Annotated in this window: 18 protein-coding genes; 7 read left to right on the forward strand and 11 right to left on the reverse strand. The window is 68.5% G+C overall.

The genetic code is table 11. From position 1 onward, the window contains the following. Nucleotides 1-4: 4 nt before the first annotated feature. Together LW840_RS02765 and LW840_RS02770 are read right to left on the reverse strand one after the other, a co-directional pair. Entirely contained in the window at nt 5-1,465 is a 1,461-nt protein-coding gene (locus LW840_RS02765) for an aldo/keto reductase (protein ID WP_291262925.1), read from the reverse strand. Nucleotides 1,466-1,505: 40 nt separating this feature from the next. Continuing rightward, nucleotides 1,506-3,002: an APC family permease gene (locus LW840_RS02770; protein ID WP_291266096.1), complete on the reverse strand. Its 1,497-nt coding sequence runs from the start codon at nt 3,000-3,002 to the stop codon at nt 1,506-1,508. Between the two features lie 249 nt (nt 3,003-3,251). On the opposite strand from LW840_RS02770, the gene LW840_RS02775 reads away from it, so the two are divergent. The 4 genes from LW840_RS02775 to moeB all read left to right on the forward strand — a co-directional run bounded on the left by LW840_RS02775 (nt 3,252) and on the right by moeB (nt 8,318). After that, nucleotides 3,252-4,928, forward strand: coding sequence for a DUF885 family protein (locus LW840_RS02775; RefSeq protein WP_291262923.1), 1,677 nt, complete (start codon nt 3,252-3,254; stop codon nt 4,926-4,928). A gap of 252 nt (nt 4,929-5,180) precedes the next feature. Next, entirely contained in the window at nt 5,181-5,381 is a 201-nt protein-coding gene (locus LW840_RS02780) for a hypothetical protein (protein WP_291262922.1), read from the forward strand. Between the two features lie 123 nt (nt 5,382-5,504). After that, entirely contained in the window at nt 5,505-7,115 is a 1,611-nt protein-coding gene (locus LW840_RS02785; RefSeq protein ID WP_291276375.1) for an alkaline phosphatase D family protein, read from the forward strand. A gap of 60 nt (nt 7,116-7,175) precedes the next feature. Further along, a complete protein-coding gene (gene moeB, locus LW840_RS02790; protein WP_291266094.1) occupies nt 7,176-8,318 on the forward strand; it encodes a molybdopterin-synthase adenylyltransferase MoeB in 1,143 nt (380 codons plus the stop codon). Here moeB and LW840_RS02795 read toward each other — a convergent pair. Then, the gene (locus LW840_RS02795; RefSeq protein ID WP_291262919.1) at nt 8,280-9,593 is read right to left on the reverse strand and encodes a RuBisCO large subunit C-terminal-like domain-containing protein; all 1,314 of its coding nucleotides are present in this window, start codon (nt 9,591-9,593) and stop codon (nt 8,280-8,282) included. The genes moeB and LW840_RS02795 overlap by 39 nt on opposite strands. An 11-nt stretch (nt 9,594-9,604) precedes the next feature. After that, on the reverse strand, nt 9,605-10,039 hold the full coding sequence (locus tag LW840_RS02800) for a secondary thiamine-phosphate synthase enzyme YjbQ (protein ID WP_291262918.1): 435 nt from the start codon (nt 10,037-10,039) through the stop codon (nt 9,605-9,607). Between the two features lie 123 nt (nt 10,040-10,162). Between LW840_RS02800 and LW840_RS02805 the strand changes: the two genes are divergently transcribed. Further along, complete coding sequence (locus LW840_RS02805) at nt 10,163-11,194, forward strand: serine hydrolase (protein WP_291266093.1); 1,032 nt, start codon at nt 10,163-10,165, stop codon at nt 11,192-11,194. 132 nt (nt 11,195-11,326) lie between these two features. Here the strand turns inward: LW840_RS02805 and LW840_RS02810 are convergent, their stop codons facing one another. Together LW840_RS02810 and LW840_RS02815 are read right to left on the reverse strand one after the other, a co-directional pair. Beyond that, the gene (locus LW840_RS02810) at nt 11,327-11,836 is read right to left on the reverse strand and encodes a GNAT family N-acetyltransferase (RefSeq protein ID WP_291276376.1); all 510 of its coding nucleotides are present in this window, start codon (nt 11,834-11,836) and stop codon (nt 11,327-11,329) included. Between the two features lie 179 nt (nt 11,837-12,015). Further along, nucleotides 12,016-12,846 (reverse strand): SDR family oxidoreductase, encoded by an 831-nt coding sequence (locus LW840_RS02815; RefSeq protein ID WP_291266091.1) that lies wholly within the window; start codon nt 12,844-12,846, stop codon nt 12,016-12,018. Nucleotides 12,847-12,969: 123 nt separating this feature from the next. On the opposite strand from LW840_RS02815, the gene LW840_RS02820 reads away from it, so the two are divergent. Next, entirely contained in the window at nt 12,970-13,938 is a 969-nt protein-coding gene (locus LW840_RS02820) for an AraC family transcriptional regulator (protein WP_291269065.1), read from the forward strand. A gap of 84 nt (nt 13,939-14,022) precedes the next feature. Here the strand turns inward: LW840_RS02820 and LW840_RS02825 are convergent, their stop codons facing one another. The 3 genes from LW840_RS02825 to LW840_RS02835 form a co-directional block, all read right to left on the reverse strand. Further along, nucleotides 14,023-14,685, reverse strand: a complete 663-nt coding sequence (locus LW840_RS02825; RefSeq protein WP_291266089.1) for a hypothetical protein — start codon at nt 14,683-14,685, stop codon at nt 14,023-14,025. Nucleotides 14,686-14,979: 294 nt separating this feature from the next. After that, nucleotides 14,980-15,279, reverse strand: coding sequence for a Dabb family protein (locus LW840_RS02830; protein WP_291266088.1), 300 nt, complete (start codon nt 15,277-15,279; stop codon nt 14,980-14,982). A gap of 68 nt (nt 15,280-15,347) precedes the next feature. After that, on the reverse strand, nt 15,348-16,235 hold the full coding sequence (locus tag LW840_RS02835; protein WP_291269066.1) for a LysR family transcriptional regulator: 888 nt from the start codon (nt 16,233-16,235) through the stop codon (nt 15,348-15,350). 206 nt (nt 16,236-16,441) lie between these two features. Between LW840_RS02835 and katG the strand changes: the two genes are divergently transcribed. Continuing rightward, nucleotides 16,442-18,634 carry a catalase/peroxidase HPI gene (gene katG, locus LW840_RS02840; RefSeq protein WP_291276405.1) on the forward strand — a complete coding sequence of 731 codons (2,193 nt, stop codon included), beginning with the start codon at nt 16,442-16,444 and terminating at the stop codon, nt 18,632-18,634. Nucleotides 18,635-18,721: 87 nt separating this feature from the next. Here the strand turns inward: katG and LW840_RS02845 are convergent, their stop codons facing one another. Together LW840_RS02845 and LW840_RS02850 are read right to left on the reverse strand one after the other, a co-directional pair. After that, nucleotides 18,722-19,528, reverse strand: coding sequence for a creatininase family protein (locus LW840_RS02845; RefSeq protein ID WP_291276377.1), 807 nt, complete (start codon nt 19,526-19,528; stop codon nt 18,722-18,724). A 29-nt stretch (nt 19,529-19,557) separates the two neighbouring features. Beyond that, entirely contained in the window at nt 19,558-20,397 is an 840-nt protein-coding gene (locus LW840_RS02850; RefSeq protein ID WP_291266085.1) for a creatininase family protein, read from the reverse strand. Between the last annotated feature and the right edge of the window lie 178 nt (nt 20,398-20,575).

Consider the following 20,575-nt stretch of genomic DNA (forward strand, 5'->3'; position numbering starts at 1 on the left):
GGCGCTACGCGGCCCCCAGGTCGGCCTCGGCCTCGATTTCCACGAGGTACTCGTCGCCGATGAGCGGCGCCTGCACCATGGTGTTGGCCGGCAGGATGTGACCGAAGCGTTCGCCGTGGGCGCGCGCCACGGCTTCCCAGTCGCGCTCCACGTTGGCCACGAACACGCGGGTGCGGACCACGTCCTCGAGCGTCCCGCCCAGCGACTGCAGCGCCCCGGCGATCTTGTCGATGCAGAAGTGCGTCTGCGCCGCCGCATCGTTGCCGCCAATGGCGCGGCTGCCGTGCGTCGCGGTTGTGCCCGAGACATGAATGCGCTGACCCTTGCGCACCGCGCGGCTGTAGCCGGCCAAGGGTTCCCACACCGTGCCACTCAGGGCCAGCGTGCTGCCATTGCGTCCCGGTTGCGTGGTAAAGGGCGCCGGGAAACTCGCGAGATGATGTGACAGGTCACCGCTGGCGGTGAGGTACGGCGGCGTGCGGTACTCGTCACCACAGTCGCCCGGGATGGGAGACAGCGCTGCCTGTGCCGCCGCCAACGTGGCCCGGTCGGTGTCGTCGAGCGCAAAGGCGAACAGTCGCGCCGTGTCGGCGACGTGCTGCGAATGGCTCAAGCGTGCGCCCACGATCACCCCGGCCACCCCCGGCTGCTCGAGTACCCAGCGACTGGCGACCGTGGCAATGGACACGCCGTGCCTGGTGGCCACCTGCTGGGCAGCACGCAGTACCTGCTGGAACGGCGCCCAGCCTCCTGCGGCACGAATGAACCGTCCGTACTTCATTTGCGACCACGTCTCGAGGTTGGCCCAGTCCGGCTCCGGCGCATCCAGCCAGCGTTCACTCAGGAACCCGCCCAGCACCGTCCCGTAGCACAGCAGCCCCACGCCGTGCTGCTGCGCGAACGCCGACAGCGTGCCGGTGAACCGCGTGTCAATGAGACTGCCGCTCACCTGGTTGCTCACCAGGCGAATGCCCGAGGCGATGGCCACGCGCAGGTGAGCCGTGTCGAAGTTGGTCACTCCCACGGCTCGCAGCCGGCCCGCATCGCGCGCGTCCTCCAGCAGCCACAGCGCATCCAGCCACCGCGGATCGGCGAAGGTCCACGCGTGAAACTGCAGCAGGTCCAGGCACTCGGTTTGCAGCCGCTGACAGGCGCGGTCGATGGCCGCACGCACGTCGGCCGCCGTGACGGGGCCGGGTTCGGGCACCCACTTGGTGAGGCATTGCACCGTCGTGGCATCACCCACCACATCCCGTCGGAACCGCCCCGCCACGATCTCCGCCGATCCGTAGTGATCGGCCATATCGAACGTGGTGAGCCCCGCCTCGTGATAGGGCGCCATGGCCCGCGCCGCCGCATCCAGATCGAGCGTGCGACCATCACGTTCCATGTCGGCGATCTGCCACAGACCGGTGAGCGCACGGGAGATGGTGAGGCCGGGGGCCAGGGTGAAGCGATCGATCATGAGCGGGGGGATGTGGGAGACGAAGGACGGAGCACGGCGTTCATTCCGCCGGGAGCACGTACGTGATGGCACGGAGATCCCCACCACGCGCCGCCAGGGCGCGGGTTTCGCGCCAGTAGACCAGCGTACCGATCGCCATGACCGCCAGCCAGACGAGTGTGCTGCGCGCGTACCACCCCGGCACATCGGCCGTGAGATCGCGGTAGCTGTGCACCCACAGGAGGGCGCTCAACGTGACCAGCGCCACGATGGCAACCAGTACCTGCGCCCAGCGCGCCCGCAACACGCGCACCTCGCGCGCCAGCGCCGGATTGTGCCCCGGCAGGCGCAGCACCGAGCAGGCCATGATGATGAAATTCACCAGCATCGCCGTCACCAGAATGTCGACACCCAGAAAGAAATCGCCGGCAAAGTGCCCGCCCAGGATCCCCAGGGTGGACAGGATCGCCGAGACGAAGAGGGCGGTGCGAGGTGTACCGTTGGCGGCGTCGACCGAGGCCATCGCGCGCGGAAACACGCCATCTTCGGCCCAGGCGAAACAGAGCCGTGACACCCCGAGCAGCATGCCCGGGAGATCCTTGATGAGCGCCAGCGCGGCTCCGGACATCATGAGCACGCCAACGGCCGGAGACACGAGCGGTGTGAGGAGCCCGGGGGCGGTGACGTCCCCCGTGGCACTCGCCGCCGCCACGTACTGCCAGGGCACGGCGCGGTAGACGGCCCCGGTGAAGGCGAAGTAGAAGATGCCCACGGTGCCGATGGCGAGGCCGATGGCCAACGGCAGCGTACGCGAGGGATTGCGGGCTTCGCCGCCGGCCTGCGCGATGACGTCGAAACCAATGAAGCTGGAAAAGAGCACGGCGGCGGCGGGCGGCACCACGGTCCAGAAGTCACCCGACTGACCAGCCAACATGGCCCCCTCGCCGCGTGCCGCGACCAGTGCCCGGTACTCGTCGGGGCCGTGGCTGAACCCCGTGACGATGACCAGGCCACTGCACACGAACACCAATCCCACCAGCGGGACGAGGGTGCGGGTCACCGCCCGCACGCCACGCAGGTTGACCAGGACGAACAGCCAGAGAAAGCCCAGCGCCAGGGCGAGGCGTACGCCCCGCTGATCGAGCGCGGCCGCCAGGTCCGTCCATTGGGCCGCGCGCGCCGTATCCCGGAGAAAGGGCGGAATGACATACGACACCACACCAATGGCGATGCACAGCCCGAACCACTGCGAAAACGACGCCAGAAAGCCCGTGTACGGCCCGATCGCGCGGCTCGCATACACGTACGACCCACCGGCGCGCGGCATCGCGCTGCCCAGCATCGCGTAGCAGAGGGCGGCCAGAACGGCCGGGACGGCCGCGATGAAGTACGCCGGCAGCACATACTCGCCGATCCCCGGGACCGAGCGCTGGAGCGCGAAGGGCACGATGTTGATGCCGGCGCCGACCATGGACCCGATGCCGGCAGCCGCGAGCCCCACCAGCCCCAGATCACGTCGCAGCCGGCCGCCGGATGGTCCGTCGTGCAGGTCACTCACGATCCCGCCGTGGTGACGAACGGGGGCACGGGCACGGGGGCGTCTCGTCACTCATCGTTTCCAAACTCCGGATAAGCGGGGGCGGTCAGCGCGGTGATGACCACCGGGGCGCGAGGTCGGAAAGCTGCAGTGCGGCACACGCCAGCGAAACACCCTGGCCCGGAGATCCGCCGCCCGTGACGGCTGGGCCGGCGCCCCGGTGCCGGGAGGCAACTGGCGCCGCGGCGCATTGCTCCGCAGCTTCGTCACATGCCTCTCCTTCGACCCCTGCTCATCGCGGCCATGCCGCTCCTGGTCGCGCAGCCACCTGCCGATCGCTATGCCGAACTGCAGCAGCTCTTCCAGCGGTGGCGAACCTTCGAGGAAGCGCCACAGGTGAACGGCGCCCCTGATTACACACCGGCGACGAACGCCAGGCGCCTGGGCGAGCTCCGCGCCATGCAGCAGCAGTTGACGGCGATCGACACCACCGGCTGGAGCGTGCCGCAACAGGTCGACTGGCATCTGGTCCGCGCGGAGATGAACGGCATGCTGTATCACCTCACGGTGCTGCAGCCGTTCGCGCGCGACCCGGCCTACTACGCCTCCGTGCGTACCGACGAAAGCGATACCCCTGCCGAGGAAGGGCCCACGATCCACGGCGCGATTCGTCTGTGGCAGTATGGCATCTGGCCGCGTACGGTCCTCGATACGGTGCGTGCACTCACCCCCGACGAACGCGCGCGCCTCACGGCCGCCCTGCGTGGCGTACCGCCACTGCTCGAGCAGGCCCGCAACAATCTCGCCGATGCCACTGCCAAGGATATCTGGGTGGGCGGCGTGCGCGCGTTCGAGGAGCAGCATGAGGCCCTCGGGCTGCTCGCCATGCGTGCCCGTGAGCGTCATCCGCAGGATGGGGCGCTGGCCAAGGCCATTGCGGACGCCCGTACGGCCACCGACCGCTTTGCAACGTGGCTGCGCGCCGAAGCCCCCAAGCGCACCGGGCCGTCGGGGATCGGCAAGGCGCAGTACACGTGGTATCTGCGCAACGTGCTGCTGATGCCCCTCACCTGGGAGGAGGAGGTCACGATTACCCGGCGGGAACTCGCCCGTGCCCACGCCTCGCTGCGCCTCGAGGAAGCGCGCAACGCGGCGCTCCCCCCCATGCCGGTGGCGGCGAACCCGGCGGAGTTCGCGGCGCTGCAGGACACCATGCTGCCGCGCTACCTCGGATTCTGGCGCGACAAGCAGCTCATCACCATGGAGCCGTGGATGGAGCGGGCGCTGCGCGAGCGCTTCATGGGCTTCTCCCCCGAGCCCACGCGCAACTTCTTCGCGCAGGCCACGCATCGCGATCCGCGCACGCTCTGGACGCATCTGTGGCACTGGTGGGACAACATGCGCATCCGCGTGGCGCCCCACGCCAACCCCATTCGCCGTGAGCCGCTCCGCTACAACGTGTGGATGAGCCGCGCCGAGGGGATGGCCACGGTCATGGAAGAGTGGGCCATGCACGCCGGTCTCTACGACGACAGCCCGCGCTCGCGGGAGATCGTGTGGACGATGCTGGCCGCCCGCGCCGCCCGTGGCTTGGGCAATCTGTACGCCCACGCCAACGATCTCGACATGGCGGGCGCCGGGGACCTGCACGTGTCGTGGACACCGCGGGGGTGGATGCGGCGCGATCCGCTCCTTGGCTTCGAACAGCACCTGTACCTGCGCCAGCCGGGCTACGGTGCGTCGTACGTCACGGGAGGGCGCCTGATGGAAGAAACCATTGCCGAACGCGCCCGGCAGCTCGGTCCCGCCTTCACCATGAAGCGGTTGTTCGACGAAGTGAACGCGGCCGGCATGATTCCCGTCTCGCTGATCTACTGGGAGCTCACGGGAGACGACCGCATGATCCGCGAACTCAAGGACGGACAGGGACCGCTGCCGTTCCGCTGACCCGGTACCGGGGTCGGCGGCGTGGCGTTCCCAATCGGTTCAAGCGCACCAGCGGCATGAACACCCGCGTCAGCTGGGGACGGAACGCACAGCGCGGGGACGAGCATGCGGCGCAGGAACGCCTGCGCCGCACGGGGAGCGGCGGCTCGACGGTGGGGAATGACGAACAGGACTGCATCTCCGCAGTGCACCAGCCGATATTTGCGTGTACCGCTCGTCATTCACCGACCTTCTCGTTCGGGTACCGCTGACATGTTCAACGATCTCTGCGACGATGCGCACGAAGCGCATTCGCTGAAGCTTATCAATCGTGCCGTGATGGTGATCGCCGTGGTGTTCGTCGCCTTTGGCGGTGTGGCCATCAGCACGCGTCTTGGGGCCACCGAGCCGCCGGCCTCTGCTGCCTATGGCACGAAGGACGCCACCCCAGACGCTGCCGTGTTCGGCGACTGAGCCAACGCCACGACGCACGAGGGCGCGATACCAACGGGTATCGCGCCCTCGTGTCGTTTGCTCCCACGACGTCGCGGCGACGTGCAGATTTGGGGGATTCCCCACAGCCCTGGAGCACGGCGCATGTCCGACTGTTCGCTGCCCCGTCGCGCGTTTCTCGCCCGTGCCATCGTGGCCGGCACGACCGCGGCGCTCGCTCCCCGTGACCTCTGGGCCGCCGTCGGCAGCCGGTTGCCGGCAGCCCCCGCCATCATCACCAGCGAACGGCTTCGGCCCCAGTGGCCCAGCGGGGTGCAGACGGGTGATCCGTGGCCCACACGGGCCATCCTCTGGGGCCGTACCGATCGCGCGGCGCAGCTGCAGGTGGAGTGGTCCACCACCGAGGGGTTTCGCGACGTGCGCCGGGTGCGTGGTCCCGTGGCGCGGGCGGCCCATGCCTTCACCACCCACCTCGACCTGCACGACCTCCCCCCGGGGCAGACCATTTTCTACCGCGCGCGCTACGAAAGCCTCGCGTCACCGGGCGCGTTCAGCGAACCGGTCGTTGGACAGCTGCGGACACCGATCCGCGCGACCGCGCGCGCCACACGCCCGGTGCGCATCGCCTGGTCGGGCGACATGGTCGGCCAGGGATGGGGCATCGATGAGGCACGCGGCGGCATCCGCATGTACGACGCCCTGCGGCGTGCCGAGCCGGACGTCTTCGTGCATTCGGGTGACAACATCTACGCCGACGGGCCATTGCAGGCCGAAGTTCCGCTCGACGACGGCACCGTGTGGCGCAACCTCGTCACGGAGGCCAAGAGCAGAGTCTGCGAAGCGCTCGACGACTTCCGCGGCGCGTTTGCCTACAATCTCCTCGATGCCAACGCGCAGCGGTTCGGTGCCAGTGTCCCCGTCATCGCCCAGTGGGACGATCACGAAGTGGTCAACAACTGGTTTCCTGATCTCATGCTGACCGACGACGTGCGCTACACGGAGAAGCGCGTGCGGGTGCTGGCCACCCGTGCTCGGCAGGCGCTGTTCGAGTTTCTCCCCATCCGGCGGCACGCCGTCGATCGCGAGCGGGTCTATCGGGCGTTCAGTCTGGGCCCCCTGGCCGACCTCTTCGTGGTCGACCTGCGCAGCTATCGCGGCGCCAACTCCCCGAACCTGCAGGCGGAGCCGTCTCCGGCCACGGCCATCCTGGGCGAGTCGCAGCTCGCGTGGCTGGAGCGTTCGCTCACGGTCAGTCGCGCCACGTGGAAAGTGGTGGCCTGTGACATGCCCATTGGCCTCGTGGTGAACGATCCCGTGCGCGACGGCGTACGGAACTACGAGGCCATTGCCAACGCCAACGACGGCGCGCCGCGTGGGCGAGAGCACGAGATCGCCCGCCTGCTGCAGCGATTGCAGCAAGCAGGGGTGCGCAACGTGGTCTGGGTCACGGCCGACGTCCACTACTGCGCGGCCCATCACTATGCCCCCGAGCGGGCCGCGTTCACCCGCTTCGATCCCTTCTGGGAGTTCGTGGCGGGGCCCATGCACGCCGGCACCTTCGGCCCCAACGCGCTCGACGGCACCTTCGGTCCGGCAGTGCGCTTCTCCAGTGCGGCGCCGTCGCCCAACCGGCCGCCCAGCGACAACCTGCAGTTCTATGGCACCTTGGATATCGACCCCGGAACGCGGGCGCTCACGGCCGCACTGTGGGATGTGACGGGCAGGAAGCTGTGGTCGACGGAGCTCGCGCCGTAGCCGAAGCCACGGAGTTCACGTCAGACGCCCGTACCAATGCCGACTTCATCCGCCCGACCCATGGCTTCCGATCCCGACCACGAACTGCCCGCGCTCTCGGCCTTCGAGCGCGACCGCTATCGGCGACATCTCATTCTTCCGGGCGTGGGGTCCGAGGGGCAGCAACGCCTCAAGGCTGCCCGCGTCCTGGTCGTGGGGGCCGGCGGCCTGGGCTCGCCGGTGGCCCTGTACCTCGCCGCCGCCGGGGTGGGCACGCTGGGGCTCGTCGACCATGATGTGGTGGACCTCACCAACCTGCAGCGCCAGCTGCTGCACGGCACGCGGGATGTGGGACGCAGCAAGCTCGCATCGGCCGGCGACCGCCTGCATGACGTGAATCCGCACGTGCAGGTCGTCTCCCACGACTGCTGGCTCACGTCGGCCAACGCGCTGGAGATCATGCGCGGCTACGACGTGGTGGTGGACGGCACCGACAACTTCGCCACCCGCTACCTGGTGAACGATGCGTGCGTGCTGTTGGGCATTCCCAATGTGTACGGCTCGGTGTTCCGCTTCGATGGCCAGGCGTCGGTGTTCGCTACGCCCGACGGGCCGTGCTACCGCTGCCTCCATCCCGAACCCCCGCCCCCCGACATGGTGCCCAACTGCGCCGAAGGCGGCGTGCTGGGGGTGCTGCCGGGGCTCGTTGGCACCATTCAGGCCACCGAGACCCTCAAGCTGCTGCTGGGATTGGGCGACACGCTGGCCGGCCGACTCCTCATGATCGACGCCGTCGGCATGGAGTTTCGCACCGTGCGTCTCACCAGGGATTCCTCGTGCCCCGCGTGCGGCACGCGGACGCTCACGCAGCTCATCGACTACGACCAGTTCTGCGGGACACCGGGGCTGCACGCCCATGCCGACGCACGTGTAGACGAGGTGGCTCCCGCGATACTGCGCGCCTGGCTCGCCACCGGCGAACCGCTGCAGCTCATCGACGTGCGGGAGCCAACCGAAACGGCGGCCGGGATCATCGCCGGAGCCCACTGCCTTCCGCTTGGCACGCTGGCCCAGGCGCTCCACACCCTGCCGCGCGACGTGCGCACGGTACTCGTGTGCCAGAGCGGCGTGCGCAGTGCGCGGGCCGCGCGTCAGCTCATGGCCGCCGGCTTTCCGGCGGTGCACTCACTCGCCGGCGGCATGCTGCGCTGGCGCGAAGGCTGAGAGCGCGGCACGGAGCTCGGGGTGCTGCCGGGCATGCCCATCCACCGGCACCCCCGCAGCAATGGCCGCCCACGCCTGCTGCAGGCTGGCCGCCCCCGCCCGCGGGCCCATGGGGTGGGCAAACACCCCCCGCCCGGGCACGAACCCGAAGTCCACGGTCCCCACGCGGCGATACACCGCCTCCAGCGTGGCCGCCGAATCGCTGCCCCCCGGCACCGGGAGACTGGGCTTGAGTGGCCCCATGGGTTCCAGGCAGGCCCGCACATTCTCCAGCACCTCGTCGGGTGGCGTCATCATGCGATCGCCGAACCCCGGCATGATGACGATGTCCGCGCCGGCCAGCCGCTGCAGCCGCGTGAACACCCGCGAGTGCGCACCGTGCGCGGGGAGCCGGCCGAAGGCGGCGATGAACGGGAAGTGCGTCACGATGGGCACGCGCGCCACCCGGCGCAGCGCCCGCACGCCGCTGACGCCCACCGGCATGGCGTTCACCATCACGAGGTTGGCTCCGGCGGCCACCGCGGTATCGTGCAGGGCAGCCAGTCGGTCCACCTCGTCGGTGATGTTGCAGAGGAACCCTTTGGGTACCCCCGTCTCCTGCTCGGCACGTGCCCGCAGGGCACCCAGCAGCGCCGCGCGCTCGGCCAGTGGCGAGTAGGGGGCGTCGGCCAGCATTTCATCGTCCTTCGCGATGTCGAGCCCCCCCATCCACCCCTCGTACCCGAGGGGGGCGAAGTCGCCAGGGGCCAGCCCGATGTTGGGCTTGATCACCCCGAAGAAGAGCGGCCGACCGTGTACCTGCAGCCGCTCACGCACCCCCGCCACCCCGAACTGCGGGCCATCGAAGTGCGCGAGATACGACGCGGGAAATCCGATGTCCTCGAGGCGGATGAGCGGGATCCCCGGGGCGAAATAGACGCCCTCTCCCAGCACCGCGGAGATGAGGTTGGGCAGGCGTGCGCCGAAGTTGCCGTGCGGGTGGGCGATGACCGCACGGCATCGATGTACCGGGCCCGGGGGAATCACGCCCAGCGGGACGGAGAACGCCGGCAGTGGCGTCGCGTCGAGTTCGAGCACCTTCGCCGCGTGCCGCGGGCGGAAGTCCTCGTGCACGCCGATGCGACGCCACTGCGCGGTGGACTGCTCGCTGGCCAGATGCGCCGCCGCCACGCGCGGATCGCCGGCGCACTCGAACGTGAAGGTCAGCGTGAGATAGGCCTCCATGTCGAGCGAAGCCCGGGGAGCGAAGAACGCGTCGATGTCGTGTGGCTGCATGGGATCTCCGGTCAGTCCAGCGCCAGCAGGTGCAGCTGCACCTCACGCAGCGGGCGCGGGCCGTCGAGTTCAATGAGGAAGAGCGACTGCCAGCTGCCGAGGACCAGTTCACCCGACACCACCGGCACGCTCTCCGAGGCGTTCAGAAAGAGCCCCAGCAGATGCGCGTGCGCATTGGCCCGGTCATCCACCGGCGCGCGATTGTGACCATACGGCCGGTCCGCCGGCGCCAACTGCTCGAGCCACGCCACCATGTCCTGCTGCAGCGCCACCTCGCGTTCGTTGATGGTGATGCGCGCGGTGGTGTGCGGCGACATGACGGTGAGCAGCCCCTGGCGGACGCCCGTTTCCCGCACCCAGTGGCGCACTGTCTCGGTGAGGTCGAGGATCTCGATGGCTCGTGTCGTCCCGAGCGTGAGCCGGTGCGTCAGCAGGCGCGCAGTCATGGGGCCATCCTCTCGCACCGGCCGGGGCGCCGCAAGGGGTGGCGCTCCGATTTCCCGCGCCCCATGCTCCGGGAGCCGGACCACCGGCCCTGCCTCTCACGCTCCCTTCCGCCTGCTCCGATCATGCGCGCCTTTCCCTTCCTGCGCCTAGCGTCCGTCGCCGGCGTGCTGCTGCTGGCGTGTGTTCCCTCCCTGCGCGCGCAGTCACCGGCCGCGCCGGCGGCACCGCCGGTGGCCCCGGCCGACAGCGCGCTCCAGAGCGAAATGCTGCGGCTGCTCGACGCCTTGCCCGCCCAGAGCAGCATGCACGCGCTGCACGTGCCGAGCGGCCGCACGGTGGCCGTGCGCGCCGATCAGCCCATGAGCACCATGAGCGTGATCAAGATTCCGATCATGGTGCAGGCCTACCGCGATGCCGAGGCGGGACGGTTGCGACTGGACGAGCGGCACACCATTCGCGAAGAGGATCTGCGCGGCGGCTCCGGCCTGCTGCAGCGGTTCGCGGTGGGGCTCGCGCCCACCATGCGGGATCTCATCGACCAGATGATCATCACCAGCGACAACACGGCCACCGACATGATCCTCGCGCGCGTGGGCAAGGATCGGGTGAACGCCTCGCTCCAGGCCCTGGGCTTCCGCGACACCCGCGTCATCCACACCATCGGGGATTTCTTCCGCCTGCTGCAGGCGGCGTACGACCCGCAGCGGGCCCGCTGGTCGGATGTACAGGTGTTCCGGGCGCGACCGCCCGCCGACATGTCGGCGGCGACAATGGCAGAGACCCGCTACCGCTTCACCGCCGATGCGGCCATGTGGCTGGGCAGCACGACGGCGCGCGAGATGAATACCATGCTGCGCGGCATCATGACGGCCAGCTATGCCAACCGCGAGCACAGCGACGCGATGCTGCGCCATCTGCGTGGGCAGTTCTACAACTCACGGCTGCCCGCCACCCTGCGCTATGCCAGCGGCGTGACCGTGTCGCACAAGACCGGCGACTTCCCGCCCATCAGCGGCAGCGATGTGGGCATCATCGACTATCCCGGCGGCCCGATCGTGATCAGCGTCTTCACCAACAGCAACCGTGGCGACTTTGCGGTGCTCGAGGCCACGATCGGCAAGATCGCCTCGCGCCTGGTGGAGGTGTGGAAGTAGCGGTATCTGCCGCGCGCGCGTTCGTGCCGACCCGGAAGTCGGCAACGTGTGGCGGCGCTCCGCGCAGCGCCTTCTGCGTGCGGCAGGCGAGCGCAGCCAGCAAGGGCGGCAGCAGGCGACAGGAGCCGGATGTTACCACACCTCGCCCGGGCGCCACTCCACCGACAGCGGCAAGGACAGCGTCAACGGCGACGGCGTGCGCACCGTACGCCGAATCATGACCTCCTCGTCGGGGGTGGGCTCCATGCCCGCGGCGGTACGCACCCACAGCGCACCGCGCCACGACTCCCACCCCAGCCGTTCGTAGAAGGCCGCATCCGACGGCGATAGCGCCCCCAAGTCGAACGCCTCCAGATCATCGGTCACGGCCCGCAGCAACGCCGAGGCGAACCCCTGCCCCTGCCGCGCCGGTCGCGTGGCCACGAGTTCCACGTAACCGGTGCGCAGCAACGGGTACCCCTCGGGCTGCAGTTGCCGCTCCACCAGCATGAGGTGGCTGACCAAGGTGTCCCCTTCGTGCAGAAGCAGGTGCAGGCCGGGGCCGATCCAGTCGAGGTAGGGGGAAAGGTCTTCTTCGTAGGCCTCCGCACAGAGCGCCAGCACGTCGTCGCGCTGGACCGGACTGAGCTCGTGTGTAGGCAAGCGACGAAGGCGCGTTGGTCCAGCAGGCATGAACTCCCCCGTTTCTCCGATTCCCCGTTTCTCCCGTATGCTGTTCACGATCACCCCCCCGCACGGCGTTCGGGAGTGTCACGTGGGCGGACGGGATGTGAATCGGGGAACAGGAGCAACGGAGCGCATACGCTACCCGGAGTGGCGCGTCAGGCGAACGCCGCCCGGTAATCGTGCGCGTAGGCCGCGAAGCGGCGTGGGGCGACCCCGGTGATGTCCTGCACGGCCGTCGTGATGCGCTCGGAATACCCGAGCTTGAAGAAGTGCAGGATGGTCAGCAGGAAGTCGGCGTAATCCGCCGGCAGTCCGGCGGCGAGCAGTCCCGGCCGCATGGTCTCCGGTGTGATGTCCTCGTACCGGATGGTGCGACCCAGCGCCTGCGACAGCAGCACCGCGACCTGGTCGTGATCGAGCGCTTCGTCGCCCGTGAGATCGAACGCGCGGTTGGCATGGGTATCACCCTGCAGCAGCACGGCGGCCACGGCGGCTACGTCACGCGCATCAATGAAGCTGCCCTTCGCCGTGCCGGTCGGCAGCTGAATGACCCCGGCCGTCTTGATGCCATGCAGCCAGAACGTATGGAAGTTCTGCATGAACCAGTTGGGGCGAATCACGTTCCACGTGAGCCCCGACTGCTCGAGATGCCGCTCGGCCTTCCACATGGCGCCGTTGGGGTCGGCATCGGCCCCCATGGCGCTTAGGAGGACGACTTTGTGCACACCCAGTGCCTTGGCGGCATCCACGACCGGGCCGAGCAGCTGGTCCTGATTGGTGTGGCCCGGCGGTGACAGCAGGAACACGCCGTCCGCCCCGGCCACAGCGTCGCGCAGCCCTTCGCCCGTCACCAGGTTGACGGGCACCTGGCCAGGACCGGGCTGGCGGCTGGTGGCGCGGCGTACGGTGTGACCAGCGGCTTCGAGAAGGCGGGACACTTCACTGCCGACATTACCGCCGGCTCCGATGACGAGAAACGTGGACATGCAGCCTGCTCCTGTATGGTGAGGGGAGTTGTTGGACGTACAATGCCGCGTATTCACCATACCAAGAATGGCAGAAAATCCTGATTCTTTGTTTTTCCGTCCTGTCAGTCTAGTATTCAAGATATGGACATCCTGAGCAATCTGCTGCGCGAGGCTGGGCTGCGGCGCCGGCTGCTCGATCTGCGAGAGGTGCCCGAGCACACGGCGCTGCGCTTCCCCTGTGAGCGCAGCGTGGGCTTTCATGTGGTGCTCGAAGGCACGCTGTACGTGCACACCGACAGCGATCCACATCCCCTTCGCCTCGAGGCGGGCGATGTGGCCGTCATGGCTCGCGGGTGCACCCACCTGCTGACCACCAGCGAGCACGCCGTCGGACTCCCGGTGTACACGCTCACCGCCCATGCCGCGAAGAGGCCCGGCACCGGCGGCACGACCGGCACCGCCGGCACGCGCGTCGTGAGTGGCGCCTACCAACTCTGGAACGCGCCGCTGCATCCATTCTTCGCCGAGTGGCCGGCATGGCACCTGGTACGCGCCAGCCGCACGGCGACGCTCGAACCGCTGCAGCTGTGCGTGGCGATGCTCGCGGCAGAGATGCACGGCGAGCAGTTGGGACGCGACACGGTGGTGTACAGCCTGCTCGACGTGATGTTCACGCACCTGTTGCGCGACATCGCCGCCGCGCGCGCCGCGCAGGGCGCCTCGTTCAGTCTCGCCGTGCGCGACCCGCTCGTGCGTCGTGCCGTCGCGCTCATGCACGAGGATTGTGCTCACGACTGGACCCTCGACACACTCGCCCGGGCCGTGGGGATGTCGCGGAGCGTGCTGGCCGAGCGGTTCCGCGACGCGATGAACGACACACCGTTGTCGTATCTGCGCACCGTGCGGTTGCAGCGAGCCATGCGCCTGCTCGCCGAAAGCGACGACACCCTCGAGCGCATCGCCATGCAGGTGGGCTACACCGACGCGTTCAGCTTCTCGAAGGCGTTCAAGCGCGCCGTGGGACGCTCACCGGGCGAGTACCGGCGCGAACGCGCGGAAGACCAGTGGGCCAGCATGCGCTTCCCCCCCGCCGCGGCCATCGGCGGCTGAGACGTGAGACGGAAGCGGTGAGGGAATGGAGAGGCTGAACGCTGAGCCTCTGCCCGCTTCCCCTCGCGCCTCACATCGCCATGCTCAACGGGCGATGTAGAGGGTGTGCCAGGGCCCCGAGGTCACGTGCGCCCGCACTTTCATCGCCTTCACATCGAGCCCGGCGTGCTTGAGGGAATGCTCGAAGTCGGGATCGTCGCCCACCGACCAGTAGGCGATCGTGCCCCCGGGTTTGAGTGCCGCCATGGTGTTGGCAATGCCGCGGGTGGCGTACAGCCGCGAGTTCTCCTGCATGATCATCCCTTCCGGCCCGTTGTCGGTGTCCAGCATGATCGCGTGGAACCCGCCGCGGTTCTTGCGCAGCACATTGCTCACGTCATCATGCACGACGCGCACCCGGGGATCGGCCATGGCCACGGCGGACAGCGCAAACTCGGGGGTGGCGTTCCACTGGATCACCTCGGCCACCAGTTCGGCCACCACCACTTCGGCGTCGGGGCCGAGGTGCCGCAGCGCCTCGCGCAGGGTGAACCCCAGCCCCAGACCACCAATCAGCACCCGGGCGCCACGTGTGGCGGCGAGTGGGGCACACGCCACCTCGGCCAGCTTGTCCTCGGAATGATGCCGCCGCGTGGACATGAGCTCCACGCCGTCGGCCCGAATGAGATAGGCCCCATCGTGACGGAAGAGCTGCAGCAGCGTGCCGTCGGGGGTGTGCGCCTCGCCAAGGCGTTCGAGGGGTTTCATCCCCGCAAGCTAGCCCCGTCCATTGCGGGCACACCACCGGCGGCCAGACGCCATGGATGGGGAGCCCCCCGTACCCTCACCGGTGTGCCCGAATGCCCAGAAACACCGGAACCGCCATGAGCTCCGCGTAGTGCCGCGGGTCTGCCGCGCGCATGGCCTCGGTGGGCCGGGGCATGGCTCGCTGGCTGCGGGAAACAGCTCGTCGGAGCATACGGAGCCGCGGAGGCACGGAGCACCGCGGGATGTACTCTCCGTGTCTCCGCCGCTCCGTGCCGCCGACGAGCAGTCACGACATCACTCGGAATCGTAGATCTGGACGCGACTCCACCGCGAATTGTTCTGTGCCACGAATTGCTGGTGCGCGGGGTGCACCTGATAGGCATCATGCTCGGCCATGTCGCGGAACAGCAGCACCAGCGCCCACGTGTACGTGCGGTCGATCACCGGCCGGTCGGTGGACGCCGGCGTGCCGATGTAGCACCCCTGCGAGGGGATGGCGGACAGCGCCTTGAGGTTGCTCTCGAAGCTGGCGCGCTCGTCATCGGACAGGTCCGGGCGCAACCAGAAGTACACGGCGTGAACGAGCATGGGCATGGGGCTGGAGGGAGTGACGGCGGACTCCCCAAGCTCACCGTCACGCCCCTCCCCCCGCAACCGCCACCCTACCAGCCGCGCACCACATCCCGCACCGCGTCCACGAACGCGCGCGCCTCGGTCGACGGGACCGCGCCGCGTCGCCACACGGCGACGATGTCGCGCTGCAGATCATGATCGACGAGCGGGACATACACGCACTGCGGCGTGTTGTAGCGGCTGGCGGCCATGGCCGGCACGATGGAGACCCCCACGTCGGCGCCCACGAGCTCGAGCACCGTGGCCAACTGCGCGCTGCGGCACACCACCGACGGCCTGACCTGCCGGCTCGAACAGAAGCCGGCCACCTGTTCGCCCAGGCAGTGCGCCGGGTCGAGCGTCACCGCCGGTGCATCGTGCAGCTGGGCCAGGGTGATTCGGCCGGCGCGTGCTGCCGGATGCGAGGCCGGCACGGCCACCACCAGGGCGTCGGTGCCCAGTGACTCGGTATCGAGATGGTCGAACGCGTATGGGAGCGCCGCGATAACCAGATCCAGCGTTCCCTCGAGCAGCAGGCGCGCCAAAACCGCGCTGTAGTCCTCACGCAGCTCCACGGTGGTGGTGGCGTGATGGGCGTGGAAGCGGCGCAGGGCGCCCGGCAGCACGTACGGCGCGACCGTGGGAATGGCCCCCACGTACAGCACCCCGCCCCCGCTGGCCCCATCCCGCCGCACCGCTTCGGCGGTGGCCCGCATTTCGTCCAGCAGCCGCCGGGCGCGGGGATACAACGTGCGGCCAGCGTCCGTCATGGTCACCCCTCGGCCGTGGCGGGCAAACAGGACCGCGCCGAGCTCCGCTTCCAGCCGCTGGATCTGCCCCGACAGCGACGGCTGAGAAATCCCCAGCCCCCCGGCCGCCCGACTGAGGCTCCCGGCATCGGCCGTCTCCACGAACGCCCGCAAGAGATCGATGTCCATGACGCGCTATCATACTTGGCTATGGGACTTATAGGAATGCCCCCATTGCTGCCTATAGCTGGACGCTCTAGTCTTCACCATCACTGTACACGTGCGCACAGGGGTCCTCTCCGCGCGCACGTCCTTGCTGCGCATTTCCACACCCTCCGTTCGGAGAGAGCACGATGGAAGGACATTCCGCTGGAAACGGGGGCAAGTGCCCCGTGATGCACGGTGCGACGGCCACGAACAGTGCCGCTCCGGCGCCGCGTGGTCGCACCAACCGCGACTGGTGGCCGAACGCCCTCAACGTGGGCATCCTGCGCCAGCACTCGTCGCTCTCCAATCCGCTGCCGGGCTACAAGTATTCCGACGCGCTCAAGGGGCTCGACGTCGAGGCGCTCAAGGCCGATCTCGTGGCGCTGCAAACGGACTCGAAGGACTGGTGGCCGGCCGACTACGGCCACTACGGTCCCTTCTTCGTGCGCATGGCGTGGCACAGCGCGGGCACCTACCGCACGGCCGATGGCCGCGGTGGCGCCGGCAGCGGCACGCAGCGTTTCGCCCCGCTCAACAGCTGGCCTGACAACGGCAATCTCGACAAGGCCCGTCGCCTGCTGTGGCCCATCAAGCAGAAGTACGGCAACACGATTTCGTGGGCCGACCTGTTCATTCTCGCCGCCGACATCGGCATGGAAACGATGGGCTTCAAGCCCTTCGGCTTCAGCTTCGGTCGTGAAGACGTGTGGGAGCCCGAGCAGGACATCTATTGGGGCAGCGAAGGGGAGTGGCTCGCCACGAGCGAGAAGGAACACAGCCGCTACTCGGGCGACCGTGAGCTCGAGAATCCGCTCGCGGCCGTGCAGATGGGCCTCATTTACGTGAACCCCGAAGGTCCCGACGGCAAGCCCGACCCCATGGCGTCGGCGCGCGACATCCGCGAAACGTTCGCCCGCATGGCGATGAACGACGAGGAGACCGTGGCGCTCGTGGCCGGTGGTCACACCTTCGGCAAGATGCACGGCGCGGGCGATACGGCGCTCGTGGGCCCGGAGCCGGAAGGCGCGCCGATCGAAGCCATGGGCTTCGGTTGGCTCAACAGCTTCGGCACGGGCAAGGGCGCGCACACCACCACGTCCGGTCTCGAAGGCGCGTGGACGCCCAACCCCACCAAGTGGGACAACGGCTACTTCGACACGCTCTTCGGCTTCGAGTGGGAGCTCACCAAGAGCCCGGCCGGCGCGCACATCTGGGAGCCCACCGACAAGGACGCGTCGCTCGTCGTGCCCGATGCGCACGTCCCGGGCAAGAAGGTGCGTCCGGCCATGAGCACCGCCGACATCGCGCTGCGCACCGACCCCACGTACCTCGAGATCTCGAAGCGCTTCCACGCGAACCCGCAGGCGTTCCACGACGCGTTCGCGCGGGCGTGGTTCAAGCTCACGCATCGTGACATGGGGCCCAAGACGCGATACGCGGGTCCGTGGATTCCGCAGGAAGAGCTGCTCTGGCAGGATCCCATTCCCGCCTGCGATCACCCCGTGATCGACGCGGCCGACATCGCGGCGCTCAAGGGCAAGATCCTCGCGGCCGGCCTGCCGATCTCGCAGCTCGTGTACGTGGCGTGGTCGTCGGCCAGCACCTTCCGCGGCAGTGACAAGCGCGGTGGCGCCAACGGCGCGCGCATTCGCCTCGAGCCGGCGAAGCAGTGGGAGGTGAACCAGCCTGCCAAGCTCACGCGCGTGCTCGACATCTACGAGACGATCCAGCAGGAGTTCAACGCCTCGGCCACGGGCGGCAAGAAGGTGTCGATTGCCGATCTCATCGTGCTCGGCGGCGCCGCGGCGATTGAAGCGGCGGCCAAGAAGGCGGGCTTCGACATCACGGTGCCGTTCACCCCCGGCCGCATGGATGCGACGCAGGAGCAGACTGACGCGCATTCGTACGCGGTGCTCGAGCCGCAGGCCGATGGCTTCCGCAACTACCAGAAGACGGTGTTCCGCAAGCCGGCCGAAGAACTGCTGGTGGACAAGGCACAGCTGCTGGGGCTCACGGCGCCGGAGATGACGGTGCTCGTGGGCGGCATGCGCATGCTTGGCGCCAACTACGGCGCCACGAAGCACGGCGTGCTCACCGACCGTCCGGAAACGCTCGCGAACGACTTCTTCGTGAACCTGCTCAGCATGGACACGACGTGGGCGCCCATGGCCGGCAGTATGGAAGTGTTCGAAGGCCGTGATCGCGTGACCGGTGATGTGAAGTACACCGCCACGCGCGTGGACCTCATCTTCGGTTCACACAGCGAGCTGCGCGCCGTGGCCGAGGTGTACGGCCAGCATGACAATCAGGAGCGGTTCGTGCACGACTTCGTGGCCGCGTGGAACAAGGTCATGAACGCCGACCGGTTCGACCTCGCGTAAGGGGCCGGATACGGGCACAACGCCACGGGGCACGCCGGATCGGCGTGCCCCGTGGCGCATCCGCCCTTTGGCGACGTGCGACCGGCACTACGGTTGCCCACCGCGGAACTGCTTCACCGCCGCATTCACCTTGAAGTCGATGGCGATCTTGCCGATCGCCGCGCTGGCCTTGGTGGGGTCACCCTGCACACCCGCGTCGGGGCTGCCACCATTCACCGCGAGCTTGTCCATGCGAATGCCCTGGGCATGCACGTACAGCAGCTGCGACGTGTCGCTCGTGCCGGCGTGCGAGCCCACCACCTGCTCGCTCCAGCCGTAGGTCTTGTTGAGATAGTCGCGAATGAGCAGGCGCCCCTGCTCGTAGTAATCGGTGAGGGCGTGCACCCGCACCCCGCCACCGCCCCATTCGGCATTGAGCGCCTTCGCGACATTCACCATGCCGCGCTGGTTGCCGCCACTGTCGCCAATGAGAATGATGTCGGTGAAGCCGTGCACCTTGAGGGAGCGCACCGCCGCGTCGAGCACCTGCTCGTACGCCGGCTGCAGCAGCGAGATCACGCCGGGCTTGTCCCCGAAACCCGGGCGCGTGTAGTCGCCCTCGGGCACGTACTGCAGCGTGGGCGCCACCAGCGCATTGCCGAGGCGCTGGGCCAGCAGCCCGGCCGCGAAGGTCACGATGTAGTTGTGCTTCCCCATCACCATGTGCGGTCCGTTCTGCTCCGTGCCGCCGGTGGGGATGATGGCGATCTTGCGGCCACCGGCGATCGCATCGCGGATCTCGGTCCATGTCATCGCTTCCATGTACGGCGCCGCGTCAGGGTCCGGACGTTCCTGCGCCCACGCCGGCGAGGCGGCGAGCAGCGACGCGGCGAGCAGCGAGAGCGCGGTGGTCATGACACCACGGCGAATGACAGCAGCGCGCATCACTGGCTCCCTCCGGCGCGCAGCGCACGGATCTGGTCGAGGGCGTGGTTGATCTTGATCGTGAGGAGTTCGGCGCCCAGCTCGGCGCTGGCCTTCGTGGGATCACCGTTCACGCCGCTGTCCGGTGCCCCGCCGTTGCGCGCGAGCCGCTCCTTGCGCACCAGCTTCGGGTTCACGTACAGCAGCTCCGAGGTGTCGAGCATCCCGGCGTGGCTGCCAATGTCCTCATCGGTGAAGCCCCGGCCGCGCAGCATGACGCGCATGGCTTCGGCCGCCTTGGTGTAGTAGTCGCCAATGAACAACGCGCGGGCACTGCCCGCCCATTCGGTGTTCAGCTGCTCGGCGGCCTTCTGCATGCCGCGTTGGTTGCCACCGCTGTCGCCAATGTAGATGATCTGCGTGAAGCCGCCCGCCTTGAGCGAGCGCCCGGCGTGCAGCAGCAGCTCCACGAAGCGATCTTCGGGAAGCGTGATGGTGCCGGGCTTGGTCATGTGCCCGCGCGGCGGATCCCAGCTGCCTTCGGGCACGTAGGTGATGATGGGCGCCACCAGCGCGTCCCCCAACGCCTGGGCAATGCGCGCGGTGGTGTGCGTGAGCACGTACTTGTGCTCGCCATCTACCATATGGGGCCCCTTCTGTTCCTGCCCCGCCGTGCCAATGAGCACCGTGCGCGTGCCCGCCTGCTGGCGGTCGCGAATCTCGGTCCAGGTGAGTTCGTCGATGAAGACGGGGGGCGCCGGCTTCATGGAGGCGGCCTGCGCCACGAGGGCATCGGGCGTTGCCACGAATAGCGCAGTGGCGGCCGCCAGCAGCAGCGGAGAGTATCGAACGGGGCGCATTAGGCTCGGGAGGGAGGAGCGTGGCGGCAGCTTCGACGAACGATCGCCGACGAACTTCGCGTGCGGGCGCGCCGTCGGCAACCCAGCGCCATGGCGCGTGTCGCCACGGCCGAACTGACCATGGGAGAACACGAGAAAGGGAGAAGGGGAGGATGTGCTCCCGTTCTCCCTTTCTGCT

Source organism: Gemmatimonas sp. (assembly GCF_021298855.1).
Taxonomy (GTDB): domain Bacteria; phylum Gemmatimonadota; class Gemmatimonadetes; order Gemmatimonadales; family Gemmatimonadaceae; genus Gemmatimonas.